Here is a 13,755-nt window from a genome sequence, read left to right as displayed (position 1 = left end):
TTTCCATGAGCTCACAATATAAACATCATAGCTCTATAGTGTGAACCGCTATTAAAACAATTATTTTTGGCGGTCCTTTTCAAGTTCCGCCTTACGAAATTCTAAATATTTTCGCTCTTTCTCTCGATTAATTTCAGACTTCTGAGTATATAGAGAACGAATTTCGTCCGTACAATGAGTTAATACCTTTGTAACGTAGAATTTAGTACTACCAGACTTAATCGTATATTTTCCAACTTTAAGTTGCACTGCAAAATCGCCATGTTTCGGACAAACGCCTATAGCGAGATGCTTATCACCTTGCAATCGTTCTGGCCGCGTCATTTCCAAGCGGGTCTGACAATACGGGCAGAATGATAATCGAACCCTTCTATCATGAACAATGCGCTTCTTCTCAGGGAAATTTTCATACATAAAAAATGTCAAAATCGGTGGATATAAGAAAGGATTACTACCTTCCTTGCGAATTTGGTCGTAATGCAAAATTCCTTGTGGAATATCTAGTTTCTGACATATATGAGCCGTAAATACGGCATCATGCAAAGCGTTGTGAGCAGACAAATGCTCCGTCGATATATTGAGATCCTCCATAGCATGTGCCACAGAATACTGCTGATTTGTACCGTATCGTTGATAGGCATAGATCATTTGTGCATCTACCCATTGATCATAGGATAAGGCTTTCATCTTATGGAGCATAAGATTTTCTCTTAAGATAAGAATATCATCAGAACCCCAAGACAGTAACATATATTCATCACCACACCAGTTTTGAAAGTATTGCATAGCCGTCTTAAAGGGCACACCATGATTCAGTTCTCTAGAGGTTATTCCCGTCAGCTCTCGTACATGCTTATGCATCCGTGGCAAGTATTGAGGTTTGATGAACATCGTAAAATGATCTACGATGTCCATCTTGTCATTCAGTTTTACCGCTCCGATTTGAATGATTTCACCAGTCAACGGCATTTTAGTGCGCTTCATAAAGCTAATGTCGTTGCTATATGGTTGATTCCACTCCAAATCAAATACTATATAATTCATAGGCTTTTATTTCGATTCTGAAAGCAACGTTTCTGCCGCTTTAATAACCTGTTCTTCAGAAATTACAGATAACCCTTTGTAATTTCCTTCTTTAATAATCTTCTTCATGCTTTTACCAATTTCATAAGAGTTCATCGTTTCAAGAACGATAGCATGAGCTTGGTAAGGACCATAAAAGAATGGGTTTGATGGTCCATAGAGTGCCACAATTGGCACTTTTTGACTGATGCCTACATGCATAGGACCAGAGTCATTTGTAATCAATAGATTACAGCGGCTCATAGCCGCCGCCAACGGTCCTAACTGGAATTTTCCGGTAGCCACAATCGGTTTCGTTTCCATTTGTTCTACTACAGGTTGCACCATTTCGAGATCCATAGGGCCGCCAAAGAATACTGTTTTATACCCTAAATGACCCAAATAATCAGCTACATGGGCAAATCGTTCAGCAGGCCAGCGTTTCTCAGGAACAGCACTACCAATATTAAAACCGATGAGCGTATCACTATCTGTTAAACCATGACTAGCATAGAACTCCTGAGCCTCACGGCGCCATGCCTCACAAGTTTCAATATGTAAACCAGAGTTAGAAATATCCGTTACACCTAATTGTTCTAGTACATTGATGTACATATCTGCAGCGTGGCGAGTTTTACGGTCTAGACGGGTATACTTTGTCATAAATGGTCTAAATAGGAAATGACTCATACCAGTCGTAATAGGCGCATGAATCTTCCAAGCTAAATAGGAAGTACGTTCATTAGGATGTAAATTGATAACGATATCAGGTTTACCCTTTGCATTAATCTCACGAGCAATCTCATTGAGCCCAGAAATACTATTATGACGCCCCTTTTTATCTACAACGATAAGTTCATCAATATTTGGATTATATTGCATCACTTGTTGCAGTTTTTCATCTATTACATATGTAATATGGCTATGTGGAGCAGCTTTACGTAGCACCTCTAGGAATGGAGTCGTTAAAATAACATCACCTAAGTGCATAAGAAAGGTGACCACAATGCGCTTATAATCTAGTTCCATTATAGTTCCTTTCCAAGTACTTGTTCATACACAGACCATACTGCATCTACAGGGATTTGAGCCATACAATCCGGATCATCTACCAGAGGTTGCTCAGGTGTAGCCTTTGATGTAGGTGAAATAATGAGATGTACATGACTACCACCATATGGACCCGTCCGCTTAGGAGACGTAGTACCAAACATGGCAATCAATGGTCGCTTCAGAGCATTAGCAATATGCAAGGGACCCGTATCAGCACTGATGAAAATTTCACAGTGTCGAATCAACTCAATTAGCTCTGGCATGGATGTAGATCCCACTAGGTTGATGAGATTTTTATTTTTTACATAGTTTTCTATGAAAGCTCCTTTATCTGCATCATCTGGAGCACCAGCAATAACTACTTTTTTACCAGATTCACATAAGCGGATACATAGCTCGCCAAAGTTAAGAAGTGGCCACTCCTTAACAATCCAACGAGCACCTGGTACAACTACTACATATTCATCTTCTACACCATGAGATTGTAACTTATGCTTAACGGACTTCTCCGCCTCCACATAAGCAGGCATAGGAAACTCTACGCCTTCTACATCACCTCCAAGAGCACGTACGGTATCGAGGTATCGTTCGATAACATGATCGTATTTATGTTCACCAACAAGTGCTTTATTAACTAAATTACTGCCTTCACGAAGCTCCCAGTAGCCATATTTTTCAGGCGCACCAGATAATAATGATACAATGGCGCTCTTTGCAATACATTGAAGGTCTAAGGTCATATCAAAATGACGGCTATGTAAATCCTTACGTAACTGCCATAGATAAGCAGGCTTTTTAAGTTGTTTCTTGTCGATAATAATCACATCATCAACCCATGGTGTACCTGGTAAGAGGCTAGAAAATTGCTCATGAATAGCCCATGTAATATGCGCATCAGGCCAATTTTTACGCACTGCATACAAGGTAGGCAATGCATGAATCACATCACCTAAAGAACTCATCTTAATGATGAGTATATTCTTGTAGTCTTTCATATAGCCTCCCTAATACAACAGCAAAACAACCTTATAATAGCTTTACATTAGATTTAAAAATAAAGCGAATACAATCTAAATAGCATATTAAAATAGTAGATTAGTAGATTAAAATAGTAGATCAGTAAATTAAATAATAGCTCAAATGATAGTTTTCATAAAATCTAAAAGATTAGTACCTGTAAATAGATAGCCTTTTACACCAGCCGCTTCTGCTGCATCAACATCGCGCTGACTATCGCCAATAAGGAAACTACTTTTAGGGTCTACATCATAATCCTTAATAGCTTGATTAATCATGCCAGGCTTTGGCTTTCTACATTCACAATCGACAGCATAAAGTTGCACAGATCCTTCTTTATGGTGAGGGCAATAATAAAAATGTAAAATTGGTGCCCCACTGCGATCTAGTTCATGAGCCATGTGATCATGTAAAATCTGAACATCAGATTCCTTATAATAACCTCTAGCTACACCACTTTGATTTGTCACTACAATGAGGTCATAGCCCTTGCTATACGCATAAGCTAGTGCTTCTTTAGCTCCATCCACCCATTCTAAATCGCTGATTTTATATAAATAGCTAACATCTTTATTGATAACACCATCGCGATCTAAAAATAATACCTTGCGCATTAACGTAAATACCCTTCGTTATTATCGAGTAGTTCACAATATTCTTTAACAGCATCTTCCATTTTATGGAACCCTTTATCATAACCAGCAGCCAATAATTTAGTAGTATCAGCCTCTGTAAAGCTTTGATATTTGCCTTTTAATACCTCTGGGAACGGAATGTATTCAATTTTGCCTTTACCGTTGTAGTCGATAACAGCTTGCATAAATTGGTTAAAGCTATGAGCATTACCTGTACCACAGTTAAAAGTACCAGAAATTTCAGGGTGTTCCCAGAAATAGAAGTTTACATTAACTACGTCTTTAACATAGATAAAGTCACGTGTTTGACCACCATCTTCGTAGCCATCTGTACCTTCAAATAGATTGATAATACCAGTTTCTTTATTTTTGTAGAACATTTGGCGAACTAAGGAAGCCATTTTATCTTTATGAGCTTCATTAGGACCATATACATTGAAGTAACGTAAACCTACAACTTGCGCTGTATACTCACCTTCATATTTACGCACATAACGGTCGAATAACAATTTAGAGTACGCATATGGATTGAGGGCTTCTTCGGCTTCTGGTTTTTCTACAAAACCATTAGTACCATTACCATAAGTAGATGCAGAGGATGCATAGATGAATGGAATACGACGGTCTTGGCAATAATGGAATAGATTTTTAGAACCTTCATAGTTGTTTTTCATCATGTATTTGCCGTTATATTCCATTGTGTCCGCACAAGCACCCTCGTGGAATACAACTTCGATAGGACCTACATCAAATGTACCATCAGCAATAGCACAATCAAAATCTTCACAATCGATATAATCCAAGAATTCTAGATTTTGAATATTGCGGATTTTACGACCATCTGTAAGGTCATCAACAATAAGAATATCTGTACGACCGCGGTCATTTAACGCTTTCACAATATTACTGCCAATAAAACCAGCACCGCCTGTTACGATAATCATAATTTACCCTCCTTAGCCATAGTAGCTATTTTCCCTACAATATCTGATGTAGAATAACCTTCTTTAAATGAAAGCACCTCTACATGATCTACGGACTCTCGTCCAATAATGTCTTCTATCGTATAATCGCCGCCCTTAACAAGCGTATTAGGACGCAAATAAGCTAATAGTTCAGCTGGTGTATCCTCTTCGAATAAGACCACACCATCGATACAACGCAATGCACTTAATAATGCTGCTCTATCCTCTTCACGTACGATGGGACGCGTTTCCCCTTTTAGGCGTCTAACAGAAGCATCAGAATTTAATCCAATAATTAAATGGTCTCCTAACTGAGCCGCCTCTTGTAAATACGTAATATGTCCGCGATGAAGAATATCAAAACAACCATTAGTAAACACAACAGTTTCACCTTTGTTTTGCCATTGTGCAATAAGGTGCTTCATCTCTTCTTTTGTGTATAAAGGTTTAGATTGAACACTATGCTTATAAGAATGCCATAAATCCAATAGTTCAGATCGGTGGATTGGATATGTGCCAACCTTAGATACGACAATGCCAGCAGCACCATTTGCGATATGTAATGCCAAACGCATAGATAAACCGCTAGCAAGGCATGTCATCATCATAGATACAACTGTATCGCCTGCACCACTTACATCGAATACCTCTTGTTGTGTAGCCGGATTATGCCATGTGCGTCCATCCTTTGCAATAACAGTAATTCCTTTAGCAGACCGTGTAGCCACAATATATTCTAAATCAACATTGGCTAGTACTGACTTAGCTGCCTCTACGATGGTGGCATCATCGTTAGCTAACTTATGACCTACACATTCACCTAGTTCTTTTACATTCGGTGTAATGCAGGTTGCACCATTATATTTAGACCAGTCTGAACCCTTAGGATCTACAATCGTTTGTACGCCATACTCCTTAGCTAAACTAAAGATTTTTTTTAGCAATGTTGGTGTACAAACACCTTTACCATAGTCAGATACGACAATACCATCGATACCAGTCTTACATAGATTTTCTAGCCAAGCAGACAGTCGTTCCTCTTCCTCACTTGTTAAATCTGTAATCGTTTCAAAATCAAGGCGCATCATCTGTTGGCGATCCCCTAAGATACGCATTTTAGTAATGGTAGAACGATCATCACTCGTTAATAAACCTGTTGTATCAATCTTATCAGCCTTTAGCAATTCTTGTAATAAACGACCATGGTCATCATTACCAGCAATAGCACCAAGATATACTGTGCAATCTAAATTTGATAAGTTTGACGCAACATTACCAGCGCCACCAAGCACTTCTTTCATCTTTGCCACGCGGTTTACAGGAACCGGTGCTTCCGGAGAAATACGACTTACATCACCAAAAACATAACGATCTACCATCACATCACCTATAACGGCAATCTTTAGATTGGGTAGTTGTTTTGTCAAAAATTGATTAATGGTAGCATTTATCATAATCCACCTATTCCTTACCACAATATACATGTATAACGAGTTATCTAAAAACTGGGTTTCAAACATGTATCTATTTATAAATATGACCGTAACGGTTAATAATCTTCTTCAATGATTTCGCATATTATATGACCTGCTAGAATGTGCATTTCTTGAATACGAGCTGTCACATTGCTTGGAATAGCTAATGTGATATCACATAATTCAGCTAGTTTTCCACCGCCTTCACCTGTGAAAGCTATGGTATGCATGCCGATAGAACGGGCCATTTCTGCAGCTTTTACAACATTCTTGGAGTTCCCAGATGTAGAAATTCCAATGAGAACATCACCTGTACGGCCTAAGCCCTCTACTTGACGTGCAAAAACAGATTCAAAATCATAGTCATTTGCAATAGCTGTTAATGCAGATGTATCAGTAGTCAATGCAACACCAGCAAGAGAGCGTCGTTCCTTTTTAAAGCGACAAATCAATTCAGCTGCTAAATGTTGAGAATCAGCAGCAGAACCACCATTCCCACAGAATAAAATTTTATTGCCATTCTCTAAAGCCGCCTTACAGCGATATGCAATCTCTTGAATGGTATCCATATGCTCCATTGTCTTTCCAAAGACTTCCAAATGCTCGGTAAAACAATCTGCAATGATTGGATTTAAATCAGTCATTATAAAATCTCCTTTAACAGTCTATCTGCATTTTTCCAGAATAATTTTTCACATTGTTCCACAGATAAACCAGCTTCTTTAAATGCATCGTATAATCGATACATTTCAGAAGTGTCTTTAATTTCTGTATCCGGCTTAATACCATCAAAATCGGTTCCTAATGCCACAACATCTTCCCCGCCTTTATTGATGAGATATAAGCCATGCTTTACGATATCTTCAATTCGACTTATCGGTGATGTGCCTAAAAAAGATTGGGCAAAGTTAAGGCCTATAACACCACCCTTATTAGCAATAAGCTTAATTAAATTATCCGGTAAGTTTCTTGTATGGGCAGTAACTTCGCGCGCATTGGAGTGTGATGCTACAAATGGTACATCTAATACATCACCTAGTTGCTCTGTACCAGCATCGTTAAGATGGGAGCAATCCACAATTATTCCTAAGTCTTGCATAGCCTCCACAAATTCAACACCTTTTGGTGTTAATTTTTTATGCTGCTCACCACAATGTGGCTCACCTAGTCCATTTGGATAATTCCAAGTAAGCGTAATAAGTCGAACCCCATCTTGATAAGCTTGTTTTAGTTTATCTAAATCGCCGCCTAGTACACCGCCCTCTTCAATAGACATGAGAGCTCCAATCTTGCCAGACTCATACACAGACTCTACATCTTGATAAGAGAGCACATGTTGTATGTGCTCTCCATAGTGATGAATTTGTGATGTACATAAATTACGCATCGCTTCATAACGACCATAAGGGTCATTTGTATCACCAAGATTGATAAATAATGCAAAATCCTGCACCTTGCTGTGAGCCTTTTGTAATTTTTCTATATCGATTTTCCAAGTATTACGATACAAATCTCCATTACTAGGATAATCTATTAACTTCATAATCGTATCGCAGTGTAAATCTATCATAAAGCCTCACATATACTATTAGTAATTAACTACGTTTTGGTTTTTTAGCATCTAGTTTTTTTAATGCTTTCAGTTCTTCCATAAAACTATCAATATTATCAAACTTACGATATACGCTGGCAAATCGAACATATGCAACTTGGTCGATATCTTTTAATTGTTGCAATACAAGTTCACCTATACGATCAGTAGTTACCTCTTGATTGATTTCATTACGAATATCGCGCTCTACATCATTCACTACTTGTTCCATCACAGACATTGGTACGGTACGTTTATCACAAGAACGCAATAAACCATTTAATAATTTACCGCGATCAAATAATTCACGACGTCCGTTTTTCTTTAATACCATAAGTGGTACTTCTTCTATAATTTCATAGGTAGTAAAGCGACGGCCACAATTGATACATTCGCGGCGACGGCGAATACTATTACCTTCATCAGTCGTTCTAGAGTCTGTTACCTTCGTGTCTGTATGTTGGCAATAAGGACATCTCATCTGTTACTACTCCTTTTTTAATAATCACTCTAAAATAGTGCATAATACGCCCATTTTCTCTACTATATATAGTACCATGAAAGCCTTTAAAATACAAAGAATCCCTAGGATTTCCTAGGGATTCTTCCATTATTCTAGAGCATTTTATGTTATGAAATACTTTAGAAATAATATTTTTAATTTTATCTACTATTCTAACTATCGTTTAGGAGCATCTTCAACGCGAAGCAAGCAGTCGCCAGATTCGATGCGGCTACCTTCACGAACTAGGATTTCTTCTACGATACCATCGATAGGAGCAGTAATTGTAGTTTCCATCTTCATCGCTTCTGTAACGATCAATGGCTCACCTTTAGCTACAGATTGACCATTTTTAACGAGAATCTTAACAACGGAACCAGACAATGTAGCACCAATTTCACCAGGGTTAGATTCATCCGCTTTACGACGAACAACACCAGTAGTCTTAGCATGTTTATCATGAACTTTAATACCACGAGGTTGACCATTGAACTCGAACAATACGATACGGTTACCATCTTCATCTGGTTCAGATAAGCCATTCATTTTGATGATAAGTGTTTTACCTTTTTCGATAGTTACTTGAATTTCTTCGCCCCGTTTCATACCGAAGAAGAATGTTGGAGTATCAAGTACAGATACATTACCAAAGTCTTTTTTAAATTTATTGTAATCTTGGTAAACCTTAGGGTACAAGCAGTATGCACTGACATCTTCATCAGTTGTTTGAGCACCCATTTCACTCAATTCATTGCGAACATGTTCAAAGTCTGTTGGAGGCAATACTGCACCTGGACGAACTGTGATTGGTTTTGCACCTTTCAAGATAATTTTTTGTAACTCTTCAGGGAATCCTTGGTATGGAGTGCCAAGACGACCTTCAAAGAATTCAACTACGGATTGAGGGAAGTCTAATACATCGCCCTTTTCGTAAATATCTTTTTCAGTCAAGTTATTTTGTACCATGTACAATGTCATATCACCTACAACTTTAGAGGATGGCGTTACTTTGATGATATCACCAAACATCATGTTTACTTGGTGGTACATTTTCTTAATATCAGCCCAACGATCACCAAGGCCTACCATCTTAGCTTGTTGTTGCAAGTTGGAATATTGACCACCTGGCATTTCATGTTGATATACTTCAGTGTTAGGATATGCTTCTGCTTTATCTACACCTTTGTAGTAAGGACGAATGCTGCCAAAGTAATGCGACATTTCTTCCATGTAATCAATGTTCATTTCAGGTTGACGGTCATGTCCACTCAATGCATAGTACATGGAGTTCATGCTAGGTTGAGATGTACCATTAGCAAATGCAGAGTATGCTAAGTCGATAACGTCTACACCAGCATCTACAGCGCGACCATAGGAATAGATAGCATTGCCAGAACCTTCATGTGTATGTAAATGAATCGGTACAGTAACAGCATCTTTTAAGGCAGATACAAGATTATAAGCAGCTTGAGGTTTCAGTAAACCAGCCATATCTTTGATGGCAATAATATTAGCACCCGCTTTTTCAAGCTCTTTAGCCATATTTACATAGTAGTCTAAATTGTATTTAGGACGGTTGCTATCAAGAATATCGCCTGTATAGCACAATGCTACTTCAGCAATTTTGTTTTGTGCACGAACTTCATCAATAGCTACATGCATATTATCAAGGCTATTTAAGCTATCGAATACACGGAATACATCAATACCATTAGCAGCAGCACGTTGAATAAATTGACGAACTACATTATCTGGATAAGATGTGTAACCTACAGCATTAGCGCCACGAATAAGCATTTGAAGTAATGTATTAGGCACTTCGCGACGGAACATACGTAAACGTTCCCATGGATCTTCATGTAAGAAACGATAGGATACGTCGAATGTAGCACCGCCCCAACATTCCAAGGAGAATAAGTTAGGAACACCTTTTGCAGCACGACCAGCTACGCGTGCCATATCAATGGTACGTAAACGTGTAGCAAATAAGGATTGGTGAGCATCACGCCATGTTGTATCTGTAAAGAATACTTGTTTTTGATCAGATAACCATTTACTGAAGCCTTCTGGTCCTAATTCATCAAATTTTTGTTTTGTACCAGCTGCTGGAGATACATCTAAATCAGATGGCATTTGAATTGGTTCAAAATCAGGTACCACTTGAGGACCTGCACCAGAGTAGCCATTGATTGTTACGTCAGCAATGTAACGTAATAATTTAGTACCACGATCGCGGTCTGGTTTTAATTCAAACAATTCTGGATGGTCTTCAATGAAGTTAACAGTGTAGTTACCGCTTTGGAATTCAGGATTTTCAAGAACGTTAATCAAGAAGTGAATATTAGTTTTAACGCCACGAATACGGAATTCTTTTAAACAACGAAGCATTTTACGAATAGTTTCTTCGTTGTTAGGACCGAATGCAGTGGCTTTTACAAGCAAGGAATCATAGTAAGGTGTTACTACGGCACCAGTGAAAGCATTACCAGAGTCTAAGCGGATACCAAAGCCACCGGAGCTACGATATGCCAAGATTTTACCTGTATCAGGCATGAAGTTATTTTTAGGGTCTTCTGTAGTGATACGACATTGGATTGCAGTACCTTTACAAGGAACTTCATCTTGTGCTGGAATACCTACTTCTGGGCTATGTAAGTCATAACCTTCAGCAATACGGATTTGAGAATGAACGATATCAATATCTGTAATCATTTCTGTTACAGTATGTTCTACTTGGATACGAGGGTTAACTTCGATGAAATAGAAGGAGCCATCAGCAGTTACCAAGAATTCTACAGTACCCGCATTAACGTAGCCAACATTTTTCATGATTTTTACAGCTGCATCACATACGGCTTTACGAGTTTCCAATGGCAATGCAAAAGCTGGAGCCATTTCAACAACCTTTTGGTGACGACGTTGTACAGAGCAGTCACGTTCATGTAAATGAACTACATTACCATGTTCATCGCCAAGGATTTGCACTTCAATATGCTTAGGTTCAACAATGAGTTTTTCTACATATACATCATCATCGCCAAAGGCAGCTTTAGCTTCAGATTTAGCACGATCATAAGCATCACGAAGATCTTCTTTACGATGAACCTCACGCATACCACGGCCGCCACCGCCATTTACGGCTTTGATCATCAATGGGAAACCATGAGTATTTGCAAACTCTTCTAATTGTTCAAAATCACGCAATGCCCCATCAGAACCTGGAATCATTGGGATATCTGCCAATTTTGCTTGTGTACGGGCATTAACCTTATCACCGAACATATTTAAATGTTCAACATGAGGTCCGATAAAAATGATTCCCTCTTCACCACAACGGCGAGCAAATTCTTCATTTTCAGATAAGAAGCCATAACCTGGATGGATAGCATCAATATCATGTTCTTTTGCAATACGAATAATATCTTCAATATCAAGATATGCCTCAACTGGTTTTTTACCTTCCCCTACGAGATAGGCTTCGTCAGCTTGGTTGCGGTGCAAGGATAATGTATCCTCTTTGGAGTAAATGGCTACGGTTTTAATACCCATTTCATTACATGCACGGAACACGCGGATTGCAATTTCACCACGGTTGGCAACCAATACGGATTTAATTTTTCTCATGTATTGCCTCCTACTAGCTTCCACTAATGTGAACTATCAGCTTTCAATTTTATTGATATATGAATATTTCCTATACTTATAGTCAAAATAATATATTTGGATAGCTTATCAAATTTTATGATAAGCATTATATTCATAATTACATATTACTATTATACAATATTTTCCACATATTTAAAGGATTATATTAATTACGAAATCATAAAATACATTATTTGCTGTACATGACAAAAACTCATATGTCTTTTATCGATGCACATCGAACTAATTCTATATTCTACGTTATTAATCACTTAAGAAATGATTCATTAATCGATTGAGTTGTTCTTGATCATTGGCACCCATTAATTCCCGTGCAGAATGCATCGCCAATAATGGTAACCCCACATCCATTGTTCTCATAGGTAACATAGCAGATGAAATAGACCCAACTGTAGAGCCACCTGGTACATCAGAACGATTTACATAAATTTGGTAATTCGCCTCTGCCTCATCACAAAGGCCTTTAACGATTGCAATGGCCCGTGCATCGCCAGCATAGGATTGACTACACGCTATTTTTAGAGCTACGCCTTTATTAAGTGTAGGAATATTAGTAATATCGTTTTTTTCAGGATAGTTTGGATGTAAACCATGTGCTACATCGGAGGAAATCATAAATCCTTTTGAAATGAAACTATCCATCTCTTGATTAGAATATCCTAATGCATCATATACTCGTTTAATAAGGTTTGGTAAAAGCATACCTGCTCCGCCCTGTTTAGTACGACTCCCTACTTCTTCATTATCAAAAAGAATAGCACAACGTACACCATCAGCATTGGCCTTATGAGCCTTAATAATCCCTGATAGTACACCAAAGCAAGATGTTAAATTATCTAGACGAGGCGCACTAATAAAATCGCCTTCAGTCCCTAATACACAGCCTTGTTCTGTTGGGTATAATGTCATTTCATAAGATAAAATTTCAGATGGATCACAGTTTACTTCATCAGCCAAGAACGTAGTCCACTCATCGTATTGAATATCATACTCTGTAAATAGGCTTGGATTGTTGCGATCATTTAAAGATTTACTAGAATTATCCTTTTCTTTACGATCCATCATCAATATAGGAAGCATTTCCTTTTGACGATTTAATTTAACACCATCATTAACGGAACGATTCATATGTATAGCTAAGTTTGGAACGATTGCGATAGGACGTTTTGTATCAACCAATACAGAGTCTACATCAAAAGCATTATCACCTTTTAATACGACTGTACCCGCAGCCCCTAAAGGACGATCAAGCCATGTATTTTCAATGAGGCCACCGTACATTTCCACATTTAACTTGGTATAACCTTTTACTGATGTAATAGGATTTGGTTTAACGCGAATTGCAGGAAAGTCCGTATGCGCTGAAGCAATACGTAATGTGTGTTCTGGTTTCTTTCCTATATGAAAAGCAAACAAAGTGGTACCAAACACATTAACTACATAAGAACCAGAGTCTAATTGCCACTCATCATCTAAATTCAGTTCTGTAAATCCAGAGTCCAATAACATTTGTAAACTTGTATCTACTGTATGATACGGAGATGTACAAGCACCAATATATTTCAATAACTGTTCATTATCAAATTTCATAGATTCCTCCTATGTAAAATAATGATGCTATTCGTATATTCACAATGAATAGTTCATTCACGTATAATATTACAACATATACATTAATAATATATTACCTACTCTTATTTTATCACAAAAAAGCCGCCCCAAACGGGACGGCTTTCCGTATATTTTGTAACTACATCTTGAGAACCTATAAAATATATAATTCTTAGTA

The 13,755-nt window shown here is 37.9% G+C and carries 11 protein-coding genes; all 11 read right to left on the bottom strand.

Annotated elements, in window-relative coordinates; genetic code table 11:
* Window positions 1-60: 60 nt before the first annotated feature.
* A complete protein-coding gene (locus VCHSUH04_RS04230; RefSeq protein WP_105085494.1) occupies window positions 61-1,044 on the bottom strand; it encodes a 3'-5' exonuclease in 984 nt (327 codons plus the stop codon).
* Window positions 1,045-1,050: 6 nt separating this feature from the next.
* On the bottom strand, window positions 1,051-2,091 hold the full coding sequence (locus VCHSUH04_RS04225) for a glycosyltransferase family 9 protein (RefSeq protein ID WP_105085493.1): 1,041 nt from the start codon (window positions 2,089-2,091) through the stop codon (window positions 1,051-1,053).
* Window positions 2,091-3,110 (bottom strand): glycosyltransferase family 9 protein, encoded by a 1,020-nt coding sequence (locus tag VCHSUH04_RS04220; RefSeq protein ID WP_105085492.1) that lies wholly within the window; start codon window positions 3,108-3,110, stop codon window positions 2,091-2,093. The genes VCHSUH04_RS04225 and VCHSUH04_RS04220 overlap by 1 nt, the downstream gene beginning before the upstream one ends.
* A gap of 141 nt (window positions 3,111-3,251) precedes the next feature.
* Window positions 3,252-3,746 carry a D-glycero-beta-D-manno-heptose 1,7-bisphosphate 7-phosphatase gene (locus tag VCHSUH04_RS04215; RefSeq protein WP_105085491.1) on the bottom strand — a complete coding sequence of 165 codons (495 nt, stop codon included), beginning with the start codon at window positions 3,744-3,746 and terminating at the stop codon, window positions 3,252-3,254.
* Complete coding sequence (rfaD, locus tag VCHSUH04_RS04210) at window positions 3,746-4,711, bottom strand: ADP-glyceromanno-heptose 6-epimerase (RefSeq protein ID WP_105085490.1); 966 nt, start codon at window positions 4,709-4,711, stop codon at window positions 3,746-3,748. Before rfaD ends, VCHSUH04_RS04215 begins: the two co-directional genes overlap by 1 nt.
* Window positions 4,708-6,186 (bottom strand): D-glycero-beta-D-manno-heptose-7-phosphate kinase, encoded by a 1,479-nt coding sequence (gene rfaE1, locus VCHSUH04_RS04205; protein WP_105085489.1) that lies wholly within the window; start codon window positions 6,184-6,186, stop codon window positions 4,708-4,710. The genes rfaD and rfaE1 overlap by 4 nt, the downstream gene beginning before the upstream one ends.
* A gap of 95 nt (window positions 6,187-6,281) precedes the next feature.
* On the bottom strand, window positions 6,282-6,851 hold the full coding sequence (gene gmhA / locus VCHSUH04_RS04200; protein WP_105085488.1) for a D-sedoheptulose 7-phosphate isomerase: 570 nt from the start codon (window positions 6,849-6,851) through the stop codon (window positions 6,282-6,284).
* Window positions 6,851-7,777, bottom strand: coding sequence for a dipeptidase (locus VCHSUH04_RS04195; protein WP_105085487.1), 927 nt, complete (start codon window positions 7,775-7,777; stop codon window positions 6,851-6,853). Before VCHSUH04_RS04195 ends, gmhA begins: the two co-directional genes overlap by 1 nt.
* A gap of 25 nt (window positions 7,778-7,802) precedes the next feature.
* Window positions 7,803-8,279 (bottom strand): transcriptional regulator NrdR, encoded by a 477-nt coding sequence (gene nrdR / locus VCHSUH04_RS04190; RefSeq protein ID WP_105081086.1) that lies wholly within the window; start codon window positions 8,277-8,279, stop codon window positions 7,803-7,805.
* A 198-nt stretch (window positions 8,280-8,477) separates the two neighbouring features.
* Window positions 8,478-11,924 carry a pyruvate carboxylase gene (locus tag VCHSUH04_RS04185; protein WP_105085486.1) on the bottom strand — a complete coding sequence of 1,149 codons (3,447 nt, stop codon included), beginning with the start codon at window positions 11,922-11,924 and terminating at the stop codon, window positions 8,478-8,480.
* 285 nt (window positions 11,925-12,209) lie between these two features.
* Window positions 12,210-13,556: a M18 family aminopeptidase gene (locus VCHSUH04_RS04180; RefSeq protein WP_105085485.1), complete on the bottom strand. Its 1,347-nt coding sequence runs from the start codon at window positions 13,554-13,556 to the stop codon at window positions 12,210-12,212.
* Between the last annotated feature and the right edge of the window lie 199 nt (window positions 13,557-13,755).

This window comes from Veillonella sp. T14073-2, from assembly GCF_002959875.1.
In the GTDB taxonomy this organism is placed as follows: Bacteria; Bacillota; Negativicutes; order Veillonellales; family Veillonellaceae; genus Veillonella; species Veillonella infantium.
The sequence above is the reverse complement of the archived record's forward strand: the minus strand, read 5'-3'. Positions and strand labels throughout refer to the sequence as shown.